General features: G+C 65.8%; 14 protein-coding genes. 10 read left to right on the forward strand and 4 right to left on the reverse strand.

What is annotated here, in order from left to right; translation table 11 throughout:
- Positions 1 to 26 precede the first annotated feature (26 nt).
- The gene (locus tag ACKI2N_RS09270; RefSeq protein ID WP_426989754.1) at positions 27 to 1,340 is read left to right on the forward strand and encodes an IS4 family transposase; all 1,314 of its coding nucleotides are present in this window, start codon (positions 27 to 29) and stop codon (positions 1,338 to 1,340) included.
- Positions 1,341 to 1,471: 131 nt separating this feature from the next.
- Here ACKI2N_RS09270 and ACKI2N_RS09275 read toward each other — a convergent pair whose 3' ends face one another.
- The 4 genes from ACKI2N_RS09275 to ACKI2N_RS09290 all read right to left on the reverse strand — a co-directional run bounded on the left by ACKI2N_RS09275 (position 1,472) and on the right by ACKI2N_RS09290 (position 4,147).
- Entirely contained in the window at positions 1,472 to 1,750 is a 279-nt protein-coding gene (locus ACKI2N_RS09275) for a hypothetical protein (RefSeq protein ID WP_420994137.1), read from the reverse strand.
- Between the two features lie 239 nt (positions 1,751 to 1,989).
- Positions 1,990 to 2,856: a molybdopterin-dependent oxidoreductase gene (locus ACKI2N_RS09280; protein ID WP_420994138.1), complete on the reverse strand. Its 867-nt coding sequence runs from the start codon at positions 2,854 to 2,856 to the stop codon at positions 1,990 to 1,992.
- A complete protein-coding gene (locus tag ACKI2N_RS09285; RefSeq protein WP_420994139.1) occupies positions 2,853 to 3,482 on the reverse strand; it encodes a cytochrome b/b6 domain-containing protein in 630 nt (209 codons plus the stop codon). Before ACKI2N_RS09285 ends, ACKI2N_RS09280 begins: the two co-directional genes overlap by 4 nt.
- A gap of 11 nt (positions 3,483 to 3,493) precedes the next feature.
- Positions 3,494 to 4,147, reverse strand: a complete 654-nt coding sequence (locus ACKI2N_RS09290) for a hypothetical protein (RefSeq protein WP_420994140.1) — start codon at positions 4,145 to 4,147, stop codon at positions 3,494 to 3,496.
- Between the two features lie 147 nt (positions 4,148 to 4,294).
- Here ACKI2N_RS09290 and ACKI2N_RS09295 point away from each other — a divergent pair, with 147 nt between their 5' ends.
- The 9 genes from ACKI2N_RS09295 (at position 4,295) to ACKI2N_RS09335 (ending at position 18,621) form a co-directional block, all read left to right on the forward strand.
- Complete coding sequence (locus tag ACKI2N_RS09295) at positions 4,295 to 4,966, forward strand: heavy metal response regulator transcription factor (protein WP_420994141.1); 672 nt, start codon at positions 4,295 to 4,297, stop codon at positions 4,964 to 4,966.
- Positions 4,963 to 6,378: a heavy metal sensor histidine kinase gene (locus tag ACKI2N_RS09300; protein WP_420994142.1), complete on the forward strand. Its 1,416-nt coding sequence runs from the start codon at positions 4,963 to 4,965 to the stop codon at positions 6,376 to 6,378. Before ACKI2N_RS09295 ends, ACKI2N_RS09300 begins: the two co-directional genes overlap by 4 nt.
- A 499-nt stretch (positions 6,379 to 6,877) precedes the next feature.
- Complete coding sequence (locus ACKI2N_RS09305; protein WP_420994143.1) at positions 6,878 to 7,669, forward strand: ABC transporter permease; 792 nt, start codon at positions 6,878 to 6,880, stop codon at positions 7,667 to 7,669.
- Positions 7,666 to 8,328, forward strand: coding sequence for an ABC transporter ATP-binding protein (locus tag ACKI2N_RS09310; RefSeq protein WP_420994144.1), 663 nt, complete (start codon positions 7,666 to 7,668; stop codon positions 8,326 to 8,328). Before ACKI2N_RS09305 ends, ACKI2N_RS09310 begins: the two co-directional genes overlap by 4 nt.
- Positions 8,325 to 9,428 carry a chain-length determining protein gene (locus ACKI2N_RS09315; protein WP_420994145.1) on the forward strand — a complete coding sequence of 368 codons (1,104 nt, stop codon included), beginning with the start codon at positions 8,325 to 8,327 and terminating at the stop codon, positions 9,426 to 9,428. Before ACKI2N_RS09310 ends, ACKI2N_RS09315 begins: the two co-directional genes overlap by 4 nt.
- Positions 9,429 to 9,430: 2 nt before the next feature.
- Positions 9,431 to 11,161 (forward strand): SLBB domain-containing protein, encoded by a 1,731-nt coding sequence (locus ACKI2N_RS09320; RefSeq protein ID WP_420994146.1) that lies wholly within the window; start codon positions 9,431 to 9,433, stop codon positions 11,159 to 11,161.
- A 5-nt stretch (positions 11,162 to 11,166) separates the two neighbouring features.
- Entirely contained in the window at positions 11,167 to 12,195 is a 1,029-nt protein-coding gene (locus tag ACKI2N_RS09325; RefSeq protein ID WP_420994147.1) for a galactosyltransferase-related protein, read from the forward strand.
- A gap of 228 nt (positions 12,196 to 12,423) precedes the next feature.
- On the forward strand, positions 12,424 to 16,545 hold the full coding sequence (locus tag ACKI2N_RS09330; protein ID WP_420994148.1) for a CDP-glycerol glycerophosphotransferase family protein: 4,122 nt from the start codon (positions 12,424 to 12,426) through the stop codon (positions 16,543 to 16,545).
- A gap of 36 nt (positions 16,546 to 16,581) precedes the next feature.
- The gene (locus ACKI2N_RS09335) at positions 16,582 to 18,621 is read left to right on the forward strand and encodes a capsular polysaccharide biosynthesis protein (RefSeq protein WP_420994149.1); all 2,040 of its coding nucleotides are present in this window, start codon (positions 16,582 to 16,584) and stop codon (positions 18,619 to 18,621) included.
- Positions 18,622 to 18,670 lie beyond the last annotated feature (49 nt).

Raw genomic sequence — 18,670 nt, forward strand, 5'->3', positions numbered from 1 at the left:
GTGTTGACCACGCTCCCTTTTTTGCTTTGAACCTGCTGCAGACCACCCTGAACGAGACGTTGGAAGCACTGCCTGCCAACGGGATAGCCGAGTTGAGCGCGCTGCTGGATCCGGCCTGGATAGAACAAGCGCTTGAAGCCACGGGCAAGGCATCGATACGCCGACGCAAGCTGCCCGCCGAACACGCCGTGTGGCTGGTAATCGGTCTGGCGCTGTTTCGTCACATGCCGCTGTGGCAAGTGGTGCAGGAGATGGCGCTGACGCTGGACAGCAAGGAACTGCCCGCGCCCAGCGCCAGCGTGCAGGTTCGCCAGCGGTTGGGGGCGCAGCCCATGGCGCACTTGTTTGCCCTGCTCGCCAACGCCTGGGGCCGCGCCCATGCGGTGCACGCGGGAGAGTTGCGCGTGCTGGCGGCCGATGGCGTGGTCTGGTCAGCCCCGGACAGCAAGGACAACCGCCAGGAGTTGGGCAGCGGCCAGACGCAATATGGCCCCCAGCCCTGGCCCATGGTGCGCGCCGTATGCCTGCTGGACACCGACAGCCATGAACTGCTCGATGCCCAATTGGGGGGCTACGGCTGTGGCGAGCTGACGTTGGCGGCCGATCTGCGCGGCCTGGATCACTCGATCACCTTGTTCGACCGTGCCTACTTCAGCGCCGCGTTCCTGCTGCGCTGGCAGCAAGTGGGCGAGCAGCGCCACTGGCTCATGCGCGCCAGGGACAATCTGCGCCACGAGGTGGTGCAGGTATTGGGCCAGGGTGATTGGCTGATCCGCATGCCCGTGTCGCCACGCGCCAGGAAGATGCATCCAGAACTGCCCAGCCATTGGCAGGCCCGGCTGATCGAGGTGAGCGTTGGTGGCAAGATCAGGCGCTTCATCACCTCGATGCTGGATTCTGAGCGGTTTGCCGCCGTGCCACTGGCGCAGTTGTACCGCCAGCGCTGGGAGGTCGAGTTGGGGTTTCGGGAAATCAAGCAATCACTGCAACAAGGTCGAGCCGTGTTGCGCAGCAAACAGCCCGAGTTGGTCAAGCAGGAAGTCTGGGGCGTGCTGATTGCCTACACACTGCTGCGCCGATGGATGCGCCTGATGGCCCAGCACGCGGGTGTCGAGCCGAGCCGCATCAGCTTCCACACGGCGCGCCACGCCATCACGGGGGCGATCAACACGGTCCATCTGGCGCGCGCTGGTGCCTTGCCTGAACTCTTGCAGCGGCTGCTGGAGCAAGCCCGCTACTTCGTGCTCCCGCCTCGCCGCACCGGGCGCTCATTCCCGCGCGAGGTTAAGCGCTCTCGCAGCAAGTTCCCAACAAAAAATGCCAGTCAGCGGGCTAACTGACTGGCATTGCCCCGAGGGGTCCGTTTTTTTTCGGTAGGGCGAGCCCGCGAGATTGCCCTTGGATTGCCGTCGCCCGCCACCAGCAGCCAGACCGGCCCGCAAGCCGGCCCGCAAGCCGGCCCGTTTCCCCGTCATCCGGCCGCCGCACTCCACGCCTGGTAAACGTAATACAAAGGCCGCTGCGGATCGGAGCGGTGCGCGGCCTCGGGCGCCGCGCCGCGCAGCTGCATGGTCACCAGCACCATGCGCGCGGCCTTCACCGGCGAGTAGCGGTCGCGCAGCGGCAGCATGGGCAGCACCGCGCGCCATTCCGGCGGCAGGCCGTCGCAGGTGAACGTGCCGAGCGCGCAGTAGCCCCAGCCTTCCGAGGTCAGGTGCCAGAGTTGCCGCGGTACGCTGCGTGAAGCCATGTTCTCGCTCGTCCGGTACGGGGCCCGCGCGGGAGGATGCGGGCGGGGATGCTTGCGATCTTACCCACGAGCGGCCGCGCTGGGAATGCTCCGTTGGCGGCAACGACATGCGTTTGGCGGGAAATGCGTGCGTTAGGCCGCATCCGGCGCGTCGCCGGCGGCACTTGCGACGGAAAATCGGGCGGAATTCCCCCGGCGTGGTCCCCGGGGCAGCCACCTGCGCGCCGGGACGCCGGCCGCTAGAGGCCGCTGAACCAGTTGTAGCCCTGGTCTTCCCAATAGCCGCCGGGATTCTCGTTGGTCACGAACAGCGCGGCGATATGCTTGGGATTCTTGAAGCCGAGCTTGGTCGGCACGCGCAGCTTGAGCGGATAGCCGTACTTGGGCGGCAGCGGTTCGCTGCCGAAGTCCAGCGCCAGCATGGTCTGCGGGTGCAGCGCGGTCGCCATGTCGAGGCTGGAGTAATAGCGGTCCGCGCACTTGAAGCCGACGTAGCGCGCCGTGGTGTCCGCGCCGATGCGCTGCAGGAACGTGCGCAGCGGCACGCCGCGCCATTCGCCCACGGCGCTCCAGCCCTCGATGCAGATATGGCGCGTGATCTGGTCCGCCTGCGGCAGCGCGCGCAATTGCGCCAGGCTCCAGCTGCGCTTGTCGGCGACCAGGCCGGAGACCTCCAGCCGGTAGTCGCTGCCGTCCACCTCGGGCACGTCGAACTCCTGGTAGAAGGCGTTGAACGGGAAAGGCTGCGTGATCTGGCTGCGCGCATAGGTGGGCGCCAGCCGCGCGCCGCTGAACAGCCAGGCCTGCACGCGGTCGTTCCAGCGCGACATGGACCACAGCACCTTGTCCACGGTGTCGCCGTCCTGCAGCGTGCACCCGGCCAGCATGGAGACCGCGCCGAGCGAGAGCGACGAGCGCAGGAACATGCGCCGCTGCAACCGCGCCAGCTGCGGCTTGAAATCCGCCGCGCTGAGGCGAGGCCGCGCCGGCGTGGCGATGACGCCGGCCTCGCGCGGCTGGCCCGCGCGATCGGCGGGACTGGCAGCATCGGCGGAACTGGCGGGATGGGCCCGCCCGACTGGCGTCTTGCCGGACGGCTCGCTCATGCTTCGGCTTCTCCATGACGGCCGCGTCGCGCGCGGCCGGTAAACATCGGCAACAGCGTGGACGGCACGGCGATGACCAGCGCCAGGTGCACGGCCACGAAGGCGACGATGCCGGACATGGCGAAGAAGTGCACGCGGCGCGCGGTATCGAAGCCGCCGAACAGGTCCGCCAGCCACCAGAGCTGGACCGGCTTCCACACCGCCAGGCCCGAGGCCACCACCAGCACGCCCAGCAGCAGCACCGCCACGTACATCAGCCGCTGCACCGCGTTGTAGGCGCCGGGCCGGTGCGGCAGGCGCAGGCGCAGCGCCAGGCCCGCGTCGCGCAGCGCGGCGCGCGCGCTCAGCGGCAGGAAGTGCCGGCGGAAATGCCGCGTGGCCAGGCCATAGCCGAGATAGAGCAGGGCGTTGGCGCACAGCAGCCACATCGCGGCGAAATGCCAGGCGATCGAGCCGCCCAGCCAGCCTCCCACCGTGGCCCAGGCCGGAAAGCGGAAGGCGAACAGCGGCGAGGCGTTGTAGATGGCCCAGCCGCTCATCACCATGCAGACCATGGCGAAGGCATTGACCCAGTGCGTGGCGCGCACGGCCAGCGGGTGGACCACGGCGGAGGTTGGCTTGAGCATGGCCCGGCGCCTTACATCGGGGGCACGACGCCGTTCTTGCCGGCGGAGATGAAGCGCGCCGTCAGCGCGCCGTCGGCGGCCTTGCTGGCGAACAGCACCACGTGCGCGCCGGGCACCAGCAGCGAGCGGTCGCCCGGTTCGAGGTTGACGATGGGCACGTCGGCCGGGATCACGATGCGCTTTTCGCCCTCGGGGTACTTCACGGTGATGGTGCGGCCGTTGCTGACCACCACGCTGCCCACGGTGCCGTTGGTCATGCTGCTGTTCTTGCCCAGGTCCCAGGCGCGGTGGCCTTCGCCGGTGCCGCGCATGCTGGGCGGGAACACGTGCACTTCCAGCGCCTTGAGCGAACCGTCGGCCTGCGGGATGGCGGCCGAGCCGATATAGCTGCCGGCCTTGATCTCGTCGGCCTTGGCCAGCGTCACGGCGCGCACCGCGGCGTCCTTGGCCAGCGTCACGTCGAGTTCCTGGCCCGAGCGCGTGCGCACCTTCAGCGCGTCGCCGGAGAAGGCGGTCACGGTGCCGCGCACGCCAGTGGGCGCGCTGGCGGGGGCGCCGGCCGGGGCCGCCTGGGCCAATGCCGCCGGGGTGCCGGCGATCGCCGCGCCGGCCAGCATGGCGGCGGCCAGTAGGGTACGCATGAACTTGCTCGAAACGGTTGTCATCCTGCAGCTCCGGAAGGGGTGGAAACTGGATGCAGGGTAGGGTGCGGGCGCGGTCGCGCGGGTGACTTTTTGGTGACAAAAATGTCACGAATTGTCGCGCGCGGCTGGCTAGAATGACAGCACGAACGCTGAACCGAGCAGGGCATCATGAGCATCCTCGTCATCGAAGACGATCCCAAGACCGGCGACTACCTGCGCAAGGGACTGCGCGAGAGCGGCTATGCCGTGGACCTCGCGCGCACCGGCACCGACGGCCTGCACATGGCGCTCGAGCATGCCTACGACCTGGTCGTGCTCGACGTCATGCTGCCCGGCATCGACGGCTGGGAGATCATGCGCACCCTGCGCGCGCGGCGCGACCTGCCGGTGATCTTCCTGACCGCGCGCGACCATGTCAACGACCGCATCCACGGGCTCGAGCTCGGCGCCGACGACTACCTGGTCAAGCCGTTCTCGTTCGTCGAGCTGGTGCTGCGCATCCGCACGCTGCTGCGCCGCGGCGTGGTGCGCGAGGCCGAACTGTTCGAGTTCGCCGACCTCAAGCTCGACGTCCTGCGCCGCAAGGTCACGCGCCAGGGCATCGAGATCGCGCTGACCAACAAGGAATTCCTGCTGCTGCACCTGCTGGTCAAGCGCCAGGGCGAGGCGCTGTCGCGCACGCTGATCGCCGCCGAGGTCTGGGACATGAACTTCGATAGCGACACCAACGTGGTGGACGTGGCCATCAAGCGCCTGCGCGCCAAGGTCGACCAGCCCTTCGACAAGAAGCTGATCCATACCGTGCGCAGCATCGGCTATACCTTCGGCGAGGGCGCATGACAGGCAAGCACGCGCGTCCGTGGTCGCTCACGGCACGCACCACGTTTTCGCTGGCGCTGATCGCCTGCGTGGTGATCGGCGCGCTGGGCGCGTATTTCTACCGGTCGGTGAAGACCTCGATGGAGTCGCGCGCGGACACCCAGCTGATCGGGCGCGTGACGCATTTCCGCCGGCTGGCCAGCGACGTCTATACGGTCGCAGAACTCAAGAACCGCCCGCTGCTGTTCGAGACCATGCTCGGCGCCGAGCGCGACGTGCTGATCTTCCGCAAGCCGGGCGAGCCGCCGTTCATCCACGTCAACCCCGACGGGATCCAGGTGCCGCCGGCACTCGCCGCGCGCACGGCGGGCGACAATACCGAGCTGACCGACGCCAGCATCCTGCGCACGCAGCTGAGCGACGGCGTGCCGGTGCACTGGGCCGCGGCGCGCGCGCGTTCGAGCGAAGACGGCAGCGTGGTCGAGGTGATCGCCGGGCATCCGCTGCGCAACGAGCGCCAGATGCTGGCCGCGTACCGGGACCGCGTGCTGCTGGGCACGCTGGTGGGCATGCTGGCGGCCACGGTGCTGGCCTTCATCGCCATCCGGCGCGGGCTGGGGCCGGTGGGCAGCATCGCCGCGCGGGCCGCGGAGATCAGCCCGGCCAGCCTCGCCGTGCGCCTCGACGAGGCAGGCGCGCCGGCCGAGCTGCACGCCCTCGTGCGCGCGTTCAACGCCATGCTCGACCGCCTTGGCGAGGGCTACGAGCGGCTTTCCCAGTTTTCCGCCGACCTCGCGCACGAGATCCGCACGCCGGTAGGCGCGCTGATCGGGCAGACGCAGGTCGCGCTGAGCCAGCCGCGCCGGCCCGAGGAATACCAGGAACTGCTCGAGTCCAACCTCGAAGAGCTCAGCCGCCTCGGCAATATCGCCGAGAACATCCTGTTCCTCGCGCAGGCCGACCACGACCGGCTGACCATCGAGCATGCCGCGGTGGCGCTGCCGGCCGAGCTCAACAAGATCGCGGAGTATTTCGAAGGGCCCGCCGACGAAAAAGGCATGCGCTTCGAAGTCGCGGCGGACGGCGAGTTGTGGGCGAACCCGCTGTTGTGCCGCCGCGCCATCAACAACCTCGTGGTCAACGCGGTGCGCTACGGCGCGCCGGGCAGCGTGATACGCCTGTGCGGCGCGCGCGAGGCCGGCAGCACCGTCGTGTCGGTGGAGAACCAGGGCGAAGCCATCCCGCCGGAGCAACTGGGCCGCCTGTTCGACCGCTTCTACCGCAGCGACGCGGCGCGCAGCCAGGTAGCCGAATCCAACGGGCTCGGGCTGGCCATCGTCAAGGCCATCATGGTGCTCCACGGCGGCGATGCCGAGGCCAGCTGCCCGGCGCCCGGACGCGTGCGCTTTGCGCTGCGGTTCCCGCTGGCCTAGTCCAGCGCGCAGGGCGTACTGCACAAGACGTATCGCGCAGGACGTATCGTGCCATCGCGCCGGAAAAGCCTGATCCGCGCGCCGGTACCCCGCGCCCTCCGGTAGCGCCGCGCCGGCCACGCACCGCGCGGTGGCCGTGCCCGGCATCAGACCGATTGCGCCCGCCAACAGAAACTTGCTGTATATGCTTGGGAAGCGTCTGATGCCTAAGCAAGGTTCGGTCAAGTACTATTTCTTCCGTTGCCGCGGCGTGTTTGCCGCGGCGTGATTCTGGAAGGTAGCGGCAAGCGAGCCGGGCATGCGATGCCCCGCGTCCCGCAGCCGTGTTGTCTTAGCCGGTGAAGTCCACGGGCGCCCGGCCTGCCGGCCGCGTGCCCCTGCATTTCCCGCCGCGCGCCCCCGCGCGGCGCAGGCTAGCGCGCCCGAGCGCCATCTGTCCAGCAAGCTCCCCCGACCCTCGTACCGCGCATGCGGTCGCTGGTCATTGTCTTGATCGAGCATGCCCGCAAACGTAGTCCGCACCCGCTTTTCCGTCGCCGCCTCGGTATGGCGCGCACTGTTCCTGCGTGAAGCCAATGCGCGCCTGGCCACCGAGCGCGGTGCCTGGCTGTGGTTGCTGCTGGAGCCGGCCATCCATATCGGCTTCCTGATGCTGCTGTTCGGCGCGGTGCGCCATGTGCTGATCCCGGGCATCGCCGCCAGCCTGTTCATCCTGGTCGGCATCGTCGGCTTTTTCCTGGTGCGCAACGTCGCGAGCCGCGGCGCCGAGGCGATCAAGGCCAACGGCGCGCTGTTCGCGTACCGGCAGGTGCGGCCGGTGGATGCGGTGCTGGTGCGCGCCGCGCTCGAAGGCCTGCTCTACGGCCTGGTGTTCGCCGTGCTGCTGGCCGCCTGCGGCCTGGCCGGCGTGGACGTGTGGCCGCGCGACCCGCTGCAGGTGCTGCTGGCCGCGGCGCTGCTGTGGCTGCTGGGCGTGGGGCTGGCCTTGAGCCTTGCCGTGCTGGGCACGCTGGTGCCCGAGCTCGGCCGCGTCGTCAGCCTGCTCTTCGCGCCGCTGTACTTCATCTCGGCCGTGATGTACCCGATCGCCAGCGTGCCGCGCCCGGCGCGCGACTGGCTGCTGCTCAACCCGATCCTGCACGGGCTCGAAGCCATGCGCGGCGGCTTCTTCTCGGCCTACCGCGGGCAGGCCTGTGCCAGCCTGTCCTATCTCGCGGCATGGGCGCTGGGTAGCGTGCTGTTCGGGCTCGCATTGCAGCGCCGCTTCGCCACGCGGCTGGTGGCGCAATGATCAGGATCGCAGGCCTGCACAAGCGCTATCGCGGCGCGCCCGCGGACGGCTGGGTGCTGCGCGACGTGTCGCTCGAGATTCCCGCATCGAGCCGGGTCGCGCTGATCGGCCGCAATGGCGCGGGCAAGTCCACGCTGCTGCGCCTGATCGGCGGCACCGACACGCCCAACCGCGGCGAAGTGGTGCGGCGCTGCCGCGTGTCATGGCCGCTCGGCCTGTCCGGCGGCTTCCAGGGATCGCTGAGCGGGCGGCAGAACGCCAAGTTCGTCTGCCGCATCCACGGCGCGCAGGCGGCGCTGGACGACAAGCTCGCCTTCATCCAGGACTTCGCCGAGCTGGGCGCGGCGTTCGACGCGCCGGTCAGGACCTACTCGTCGGGCATGCGCTCGCGGCTGGCCTTCGCGCTGTCGATCGCCTTCGAGTTCGACATGTACCTGGTCGACGAACTGACCGCGGTCGGCGACGCCGCCTTCAACGCCAAGTCCCGCAAGGCTTTCCAGGACCTCGCCGGGCGCTCTGGCCTGGTGATGGTGTCGCACAGCGAATCGACCCTGCGCAGCTTCTGCGAATCCGCGGTCTGGCTGCACGAGGGCCAGGCACACCGCTTCGACAGCGTCGACCGGGCCATCGAGGCATACAAGAAGAGCATGACAAGGTGAACAAGCTGTTCAGGCAATTCAGGCAATGCGGCCGGCTGTGGCGCATCGCCATCGGCGCATCCGTGCTGGCCATCGTCTACTGGAGCGTGATCGCCTCCGACCGCTATGTCTCGGAAGCCAAGGTGGTGGTCGAGCGCAGCGACGCGGTGGGCGCCAGCGCCACGGACTTCTATTCGTCGCTGCTGGGCGCCAACGCGGCGCCGCAGGACTTGCTGCTGCTGCGCGAATACCTGCTTTCCGTCGACATGCTCGGCAAGCTCGACGCCCGGCTCGCGCTCAAGGCCCACTACAGCGATCCGCGGCGCGACGCCTTGTCGCGCCTGTGGCCGGCCGATGCTTCGCTCGAGCGTTTCCACGATTACTACCTGCGGCGGGTAAGCGTGGAATACGACGATTTCTCCCACACCCTGGTGGTGCGCGCGCAGGCCTACACGCCGGCCATGGCGCAGGCGGTCACGCGCCTGCTGGTGGCCGAGGGCGAGCGCTTCATCAACGACCTCACGCACCGCGTCGCCGGCGAACAGGTGGTCTACATCGAGAACCAGGTGCGCACGCAGGGCGAGCGCATGAAGGCCGACCGCCAGGCCCTGCTGGCCTACCAGAACGCCAACGGGCTGGTGTCGCCGCGCGGCGACGTGGAGAGCCTGTCCAGCGTGGTGGCCGGCGCCGAGTCGGAACTGGCCGACCTGCGCGTCAGGCGTGCCGCGCTCAAGGACGTCTACACGCCGCAGTCGCCCGCCATCCAGCAGCTCGACGCGCAGATCGCCGCCGTGCAGGCGCAGATCGGCGCGCAGCGCGCGCGCATGACCTCGTCGAAGAGCAAGGCGCTCAACCAGGTGGTGGAAGAGCACGAACGCCTGCAGGCCGCGGCCGGCTTCAGCGAAGACCTCTACAAGACCGCGCTGAGCGTGCTGGAGAAGGCCCGCATGGAAGCCACGCGCAAGCTCAAGAACGTCGCCGTGGTGCAGAGCCCGACGCTGCCCGAATATCCGCTGCAGCCGCGCCGCCTCTACAACATCGTCGTATTCGTGCTGGCGGCGCTGATGCTCGCCGGCGTGCTCCAGCTGCTCGGCGCCATCATCCGCGATCACAGGGACTAGTCATGCTTCGTATTTTCCTCGTCCTCCTGTGCGCCATGAGCGCCGCGATGCCAGGCGCGCGGGCACAGGCCGGCGCCCGCGCCGACGCGCGCATCAACGGCGAACCCGACTACGCCGCCCTGGCCGCGCAGGGCGGCCTGCCGCCGCCGGGCGCCACCGGCATGGCCGCCGTCCCCACCGTGCCGGCACGCCCCGCCCAGCCCGTGCCCGACAGCGCGCCGCAGAACGCCGACTACGGCGCCAACCTGGCCAGCGACGCCTTCGGCGCGCAGCTGTTCACCGGCGCCTTCAGCCGCGAGAGCGCATCGGTCTTCAATCCCAGCCACGTCATCTCCGTGGGCGACCGCATCCAGCTGCGCATGTGGAACGGCTACAACCTCGACACCGTGCTCGCGGTGGACGCCGGCGGCAACATCCTGCTGCCCGAGGCCGGCCCGTTCCACGTGCAGGGCATCGCCAACGCCGACCTGCAGGCCGCCGTCACCGCCGCGCTGCGCCGCGTGTTCGCCGGCCGCGTCTCCATCTACGCCAGCCTGCTCGCCGCGCAGCCGGTGCGCGTGTACGTCACCGGCGCCGTCTACCGGCCCGGCATGTACAACGGCACCTCCAGCGACAGCGTGCTGCGCTATCTCGACCAGGCCGGCGGCATCGACCCCGAGCGCGGCTCCTTCCTCGACGTGGCCATCAAGCGCGGCACCCAGACTCTCGCCGTGGTCAACCTCTACGACTTCCTGCTCAAGGGCGAGCTCGCCACCCGCCAGCTCAACAACGGCGACGTGATCTTCGTCCAGCCGCGCAAGCGCACGGTCAAGGTCGGCGGCCTCGCAGAGAACGCCAGGCGCTTCGAATTCCAGGGCGAGCAAGCCCGGCTCGACCAGATCGCCCGCCTGGCCAGGCCGCTGCCGCAGGCCACCAACGTGCGCGTGGTGCGCAACACCGGCTCCATTCGCAATGTCGAATACTTCCCGATCTCCCAGGACCGGGAAATCATCCTGCACGACGGCGACGAAATCGAATTCACCGCCGACAAGCGCCCCGGCACCATCACCGTGCGCGTGGAAGGCGAACACGCCGGCCCGCAGGAATTCGTGCTGCCCTACGGCAGCCGCCTGGGCGAGCTGCTCGGCCAGGTCGCGTTCACCCCGCAGTCCGACGCCGACAGCATCCAGCTCTACCGCCTCAGCGTCAAAGCCCGCCAGAAAGTGCTGCTCGGCACCGCGCTGCGCAGCCTCGAATCCAGCGTGCTCACCGCCCGCTCCGGCACCGCCGACGAAGCCCAGCTGCGCAAGGAAGAAGCCGCGCTCGTCCTGCAATGGGTAGAGCGCGCCCGCAAGATCGAACCCACCGGCCAGACCCTGATCGCCAGGTCCGGCGCGCGCGACCAGCTGCTGCTGGAAAACGGCGACATCCTGCGCGTGCCGGTCAAGGACGGGCTCGTCATCGTCAACGGCGAAGTCCTGTTCCCCAACGCCGTTGCCTTCGACGCCAGCATGAGCGTGGCCGACTACATCCGCCAGGCCGGCGGCTACTCGCAGAACGCCGACAGCGCGCGCGTGATCGTTGCCCACCGCGACGGCAGTTTTTCGGAAAGCAAGTGGGGCACGCAGGTGCGCTCCGGCGACGAGATCCTGGTGCTGCCCAGGGTGGACATGAAGACGCGGCAGTTTGCCAAGGATGTGTTCCAGATTCTTTATCAGTTGGCGATTTCGGCCAAGGTTGTGCTGGGGTTGTGAGGGGTATGCAAAACAAGAGGCATATCGATGCTCGCCTGACTGCGGTGGTTCCCGTCGATCTGCTGCGCAGGCCGGCCGAGTTGTTGCGGAGAATGGTGGATCAGGTCAGTTTCCCGGGCATGAGCCAATTGAAGATGGTGATTGCCCATAACGACCGCGGCAGCCGGCACGACCGGACGTTGGTCGATGTGCTGTCCAGATTTCCGCATGTCACGCTGGTTTCGCACATGTTCTATGGCGGCGCGGTAAACAACGCGCGCCTTCGTAACCGCGCGGTCGAGAAGGTGGACACAGAAATGCTCGTACTGCTGGACGCTGACCTGCACCCCGATCCGACGCTGCTGACAGAGAGCAGCCGCTTGCTGGAGTCGCAGGAGGAAAGGCTGGTGATTCTGCCTTGCCTCTATCTCACCAAATGGGCAAGCCAGCGTTTGCGAGCCGGGCGCGAAACGCCGGACACGATACTCGACGGCTATTTCTCGTTCCGGCGCCGATATTTCCAGCACATGGCCAGCCCATCGTCGGTGCTGGCGATGCGAACGCAGGACTACCGGGATCTAGGTGGCTTCGACGAGGAATTCCAGGGGCACGGCTATGAGGATTTCGATTTCATGCTGCGCCTGGCCATGCACCACGGTCTGGTGCCCCGTACCGAGGACTTGCTCGAGAACAAGAGTTTTCGGGCTCCCTTGCTGGCCGTGGGCTTTCGCAAGTATCTGGGACGCCTCAGCTTGCCACGGTTGTTGGAGAAACGGGTGGTGCTGCATCTCTACCATGACAAGCCGGTTGACGACTATTACCACGCGCGGGCTAAGAACGCGGCCCGGTTGCAGCGCAAGTTGCGGGCGTGCATCGGTACCGCTGCCAGCGAAACGTACCGCCGGGAGTTTCTGGTGGACGAGTTCCTGGAATGTTGCCGGGAGCAGGGTGTATCCGCGCAGGACTATCTGGTGCTCTTCGACACGCGACCGGGCCATATCGACAGGCTGAGCAAATGGACTGATCGACTGAAGTACGTGCTAGGCATGTGTTGAGGCGCGGCGCCGGCTCTCTCCGGCATGCGCATTCACCCATGCCGGAGAGAGCCGGTCGATGTTGCCTCCTGTGGACGTTCCCCTCAGGGCGAGTCGGCAATCCTGGTGCATTCAACCCACATCGTAATGAATCCAAAAATGACAACGGCAAAAAAGACGTCTACGGTAACCACCGCATCTCAAAGACAGGGAAACGCGCGACGCGCCAAGTCTCGTCTGGGCAGGAAGATGCGAAAGCTTCTGAATGAACCTGGCTTGTTCTTTCGCGACATGCTGGAGAAGCAGCGCGCTCGTCTGACCCGGTCCAGTGAACCGAGAGCCAGGGCTGGGTCGGTCAAAGGCGAACGCCTCTATTCGGTGGTGGCAGCGGTCTACAACGTCGACGCCTATCTGGATGATTTTTTCTCCAGCATGACCGCGCAGTCGCTTGATTTCGGCAGGCATATCGAACTGATCATGGTTGACGATGGCTCCACCGACCGTTCGGCGCAGATCATCCGACGTTGGCAGCGCAAGTATCCCGCCAATATCCGGTATATCTGCAAGGACAACGGCGGGCAGGCCACTGCTCGCAATTTGGGGTTGGAGTGGGTTCGTGGAAGCTGGGTGACGTTTATCGATCCGGACGATTTCGTCGACGCTGGCTACTTCGCCGCTGTCGAGAAACACCTCGCGTCGATGCAGGGCAAGCCGGCCCTGATCTCAAGCCGTTTCATTTTCTACCACGAGGACAAGAAGACGTTTTCGGATACACACCCCTTGAAATATCGCTTCAGCAAGGGCACCGCGGTGGTCGATTACGCCAAACCGACCAAGCACATACAGCTGTCGTGCAATTCCGCCTTCTTCGACGCCGCGCTGTTGTTGGCAGACAAGACTTTGCGCATGGACGAGCGCATCCGCCCGAATTTCGAGGATGCCCATTTCGTCAATACATATCTGGCAGCCAGCTCCAACAAGGAAGTGGTGTTCCTTGCGACCGCGAAGTACTACTACAGAAAGCGTTCGACGGGATCGTCCACCTTGGATACGGCATGGGAGAAGCCGGGGCTGTTCGGGGACGTGCTGGAGCATGGTGTGCTGGACATGCTGAAACGGCATGCGGTAAAAGGTACAGTCCCCGGATACGCCCAGCGTGTGGCGCTCTATCACATGATCTGGTACTTCCGCCAGTTGATGGACAAGCCTGGCACCTTGAACGTGCTCGACGACGCGGGCAAGGCGAGGTTCCTGGGCCTCACGGATCAGATATTCGCGCATATCGATCGCGCCACCATCATGGAGTTCGAGCTTGGCGGCACGTGGTGGCTGCATCGTGTGGGTCTGCTGAGCATGTTCGGCAAGGCGCCGCTTGGATTCCAGCGCATTTACTTCGAAGACTACGATCCGGAGCAGAAGCTCTTGCAGGTTCGCTACTTCACGGCAAAGCCAGGTTTCGAAGCGTTCATTGTCGACGGGGCAGAAGTGATACCGACGCACGCTACCACGCGTGTACATCTTTTCGTCGGCAGGGAGTTCGCTTTCGAGCGGCTGGTCTGGATTGCCGTTCCGCAGACAGGGAAGCTTTCGGTGGCGCTCGATATCCAGAAGGTCGAGCTCGTCGTGGGAGGCGTGCCGCAGGCAAGCGTGGAAATATCTCAGTTGAGAGCCATCTTTGACAAACGCCGGTCGGCGGTTGCTGGCAATCTGCCACGACTCACGAAGTTGCTGAGATGGCTCGCCGGACGCGAGGCCGTGATGCGCCGCTATGGCGGCGCATGGGCACTTGCCGACCGGGATATCCGCGCCGACGACAACGCCGAGCATCTCTACCGCTACATCCGGTCGCGCGAGCCTGGCATCAATGCCTATTTTCTGCTGCGCCGCAATTCCCCGGATTGGGCGCGGCTACGGGCCGAGGGTTTCCGGCTGATTCCTTTTGGCGGGCTCCGGCACAGGTTGCTGCTTCTGAATTGCGCACATCTGATTTCGTCCCACGCCGACGCGTACATGACCAGCTTCATGCACGAAACATGGTATCGGGACATATTGCGCTATAGGTTCACTTTTCTTCAGCACGGTGTGATTCACAACGACTTGTCGCACTGGATGAACGGCAAGCGGATCGATTGTTTCGTTACCAGTGCGGAGCGCGAGGCAGAGTCGATATCTGGTCCATCCCGATACAAGTTCTCGTCCAGGGAGGTAGTACTGACCGGCTTGCCGAGACATGACGAGCTGGTTCGCCGCTCCGGAAAGACCGAACGCGTCATCCTGGTGATGCCCACCTGGCGGAAGAACCTGGTCGGTAGTGCGCTGGGAAAGACCAATACGCGCGGACTCAATCCTGATTTCGAATCCACCGATTATTTCCGGGAGTGGAGTGGACTGCTGCGCAGCGATGCGTTCGGGCAGATGGCCAAGCGTGCGGGATATCGCATCATCTTCCATCCCCACCCTAATATTCGCCCCTATCTGCCGCGGTTCGGATTGCCCTCCCATGTCGAAGTGCTGGGCGATGACATGGAAGGGGGAATGCAGTCTCTGTTCGAGGCGGCCTGCGTGATGGTGACCGACTACTCGTCGGTCGCGTTCGACATGGCGTTGATGAGAAAGGCAGTTATCTATTTTCAATTCGACGCCGAAAGCCTGTACGACGGAACGCATATCGCCGACGAGGGGTATTTCCACTATGGGGATGACGGCTTCGGTCCCGTGTGCCGGGACTGGAAGGAGGTGCTCGCGAGCATGCAATCCATTCTTGCCGACGAAGGCAGGATGCCGGCGCCGTATGCGCTGCGGGCCGAAGCGTTTTTCCGCTACCGCGATGGTGGAAACTGTGCGCGCGTCGTCGCTGCTGTACAGCGAATCTCCAGAGTGGCGCCAGGGCATGATGCCGACGAAGCTGCCCTGCTGGAACGTGCAAGGGCTGCCTCCGCGGCAAGGAAGTGGACCTTCGCGGAAGGCCGGTGGGAAGCGTTGGCAAAGCGCTCTCCCGATGCGGCTCTGGAGCTCATCCGCGCCAAGCGGCAACTCGGCAAGCTCGACGAAGCGTTGTCGCTTGCCTGCGAACGTCCGCGGGCCGGCTACCCGCTCGCATGGAAGATCGAGTATGCGGAATTGTTGTCGGCAAAGCAGGCCTGGGAGGAAGCCGCTGCTGCATGGATCGCCGTCTGCTCCGAACTGAAGCCCGAACATGGGTTCTGGACCGAAGCGATGCTCAGGCGGATTGAAGCACATGTGCGCTCGGGCAACCTTCAGCGTGCGATGCGAGAACTGCGGCACCTGCCAGACACCGCGCGCGCGGACACGAACTGTCGCCATGTCCGTGTCCATGTCGCGCTTCGGAAGCGCGCGTGGGACGAGGCGGTGGGGCTGTGGGAAACCCTGCCTGCACAGCAAACAAGGTACGCGACGGAGGAATCGAAGCTGGCATTGGGCTGGGCCTACTATCGCCTGGGCCGCAAGGACAAGGCGGCCAGCATGCTCGCGGGTCTCCTGAAGATCCGGCCGGATTGGCGGGAAGCTAGGCAACTGGCGTGCCGCCTGGCGATGGATAGTGGCGAGCCAAAGAAGCTTGCGGAGGCATGGGAGCGGCTGCTTGTGTCCGCAGGATATGCGGAGGCAGCGGCAGTGGAGGACATGGGCACGCTACTAGGCGAGCCTATGTCGGAGGAGGAGCAACTGACACTGGCACGCGCGCTGCGTCAACATGGCAAACCGCGCGTGGGGCTGGCCTTGCTGCAAGGATCGCCGGCATTGTCGGAAAGCCTGGCGCTCGCAGGGGAATTCATCACGTGCGCGCATCTGGCCCAGGACTGGCCGCTGGTGGTGGATTGGTCGCGGCGGCTTCTGGACAGACATGACGTCGAAGACCACGGCCGTCTTCTGCGTCTCGAGGCCGAAGCCAGCCTCGCGCTCGGCAATCTTCCTGCGGCCAGGGCGGCGTTCGAGGCAGCGGTCGCGGCCGCGCCGGACGCAACGGACCTGCGGCTTGCCTGTGCCGACGTTGCGTATGCCACGGGCGATTTCGAGGAGGCGGCTTCTCATTGGTTTGCGGTATATGACGCGCATCGCCAGCGGCTTACGAATTTGCCGCTTCCCGACGGCCTTGTGCTGAAGCTGATCGGCCTGTGGCAAGCCATTGGAGAGATCGACAGGATCCGGCAACTCTTGTGCAGGGAAGCAGCATACCAACGGCTGTTCGGTGTGTTGTCGGCAAAAGTATTCAAGCCGGAGGACTTGGTTCAGTGCGCGGTCATGCTGGGCCAGTATGCCAATGAGGCCAATGCGGACCAGTCAGCCCGCGATGGCACGCCACATGCGGCCAACGATGCCCCGCCACGGATCGCCAGATCGGGGACAGAGTGAAGGCTGTTTCGAACAGAGTGCTGGACAGAGGTAGCCGTGATCGGAATCTTGTCGCGCGGAGTCTTGCGCATTCCAAACCTTGACGTGCTGCTCGGCGAGAAGCCGATACGGTTGCGAGCCTGGCAGCGGCCGCCGGCGGGGCTCTCGGCGATTGCGGGCTGGGGACGCCGGCCATCCTCTGCACGGGCGAGCGCTTTGGCACAAGCCTGTGCGTTGCCATATATCGCACTTGAGGATGGTTTTCTGCGCTCTATCCGACCCGGGCCTTTGGAGCGGCCGCTCTCGATGGTGATGGATCGCACGGGCATTTACTATGACGCGAGCCGGTCGTCGGATCTCGAGAAACTCATTGCGTATCCCCGTCAGGATGCACACACGATGGCGCAGGCGCGCAGCGCCATGGATTGCATCCGCCGGCATCGTCTGTCGAAATACAATCACGCACCGGCGATCCAGTTGCCCGCCACATCGGGGAGGAGGCGCGTGCTGGTGGTAGATCAGACCGCGGGAGATATGTCGATTGTCCTTGGCGGCGCGGGCGAGGCAACTTTCGCGGCCATGCTTGCCGCGGCGCAAGCGGATCACCCGGAGGCGCAGATATGGGTCAAAGCGCATCCGGAGGTAATCCAGGGCCGCAAGAGCGGTAATCTCGGTCGAACACAGGCGTCCGCCCAAGTGCGCTGGCTGGAGCAGGAGTGCTGTCCGCATTCGCTGATCGAACAGTTCGACCATATCTACGTTGTAACGTCGCAGATTGGTTTCGAGGCTTTGCTGCTCGGCAAGCCGGTGGTTTGCTTCGGCATGCCGTGGTACGCGGGCTGGGGGCTGACCGATGATCGCCATCCCGATATCGGCCGCCTGCGCCAGCGCCGGCCGGCACCGCGCGCGCTCGAGCAATTGTTCGCGGCCGCCTATCTGCAATACACGCGCTATATCCATCCCGTGACGGGTAAGCCGGGGCAGCTCGCCGATGTCGTCGACTGGCTTGCGCGCAACAAGGTCCTGAACGATCAGGTCCGGGGGACATTGTATTGCGTAGGCATGAGCCCCTGGAAGCGGGCTATCGTGCGGCCCTTTCTTGCCATGCCGTCGAATCGCCTTGTCTTCGTGCGGAAGATGGAGAGGCATCATCTGCATGGCCTGGCGGAGAACGCGAGGATCGTGGTGTGGGGAAGCCAGCATGCAGCGCTGCGGGAGGCCTCTATCGAGGCGGGAGTGCCCCTCCTGCGGGTCGAAGATGGCTTCATCCGTTCCGCGGGACTAGGCTCCGACCTGCACGCCCCACTGTCGCTCGCGCTTGACGGTCCAGGCATCTATTACGATCCGGCCTCAGCCAGCCAGCTTGAGCGTTTGCTGGAAACCGTGCCTGTGAGCGATGAGGAGCGGTTGCGGGCGGCAGGACTGCGCGACATCTTGCTGCGGCAGGGAATCAGCAAATACAACATCGGCGGCGCATTTTCCCTCGATCGAGAAAGTGCGGCGCGGCGCGTGCTGCTGGTGCCCGGCCAGGTCGAGGATGACGCATCGATTCAATATGGGTCACCATTGATCCGGCGCAACAGGGACTTGCTGCGGGCGGTTCGGTCAGCCAATCCCGACGCGTGGATTGTCTACAAGCCACACCCTGATGTGGTTGCCGGCAACCGGCGCGGCGCGATGGAAGACGTCGCGCTTGAGGGACTCGCTGACCAGGTGGCGGCCGGCGCCAATATCACCGCCTGTATCGCGCTCGCTGACGAAGTACATACGATGACATCCCAGGCCGGGTTCGAGGCCTTGCTGCTGGGCAAGCCCGTGCATTGCTATGGCGCGCCGTTCTATGCGGGATGGGGCTTGACCATCGATACGCAGCGGCTGCCGCACCGGCGACGTCGCTTGTCGATCGAAGAACTTCTCTTTGTCGCGCTGTGCCTGTACCCGCGCTATCGCCTGCCGGGCGGGCATGGCTGCTGTGCGCCGGAGGATGTCCTCGCTTACCTCGGCCCGGCGGATCAGCGACGCGTTGTCGGCGTTGGCACCCACTGGCTGGGACGTCAATATCGGAAGGCCAGGGCATTGATCCATGCGTTGCGCTAGAGCGGTCCCTGTGCCGGGCCAGCGATTGATCACACATGCAGGATGATAT

This window comes from Cupriavidus sp. 30B13 (assembly GCF_049059565.2).
GTDB lineage: Bacteria > Pseudomonadota > Gammaproteobacteria > Burkholderiales > Burkholderiaceae > Cupriavidus.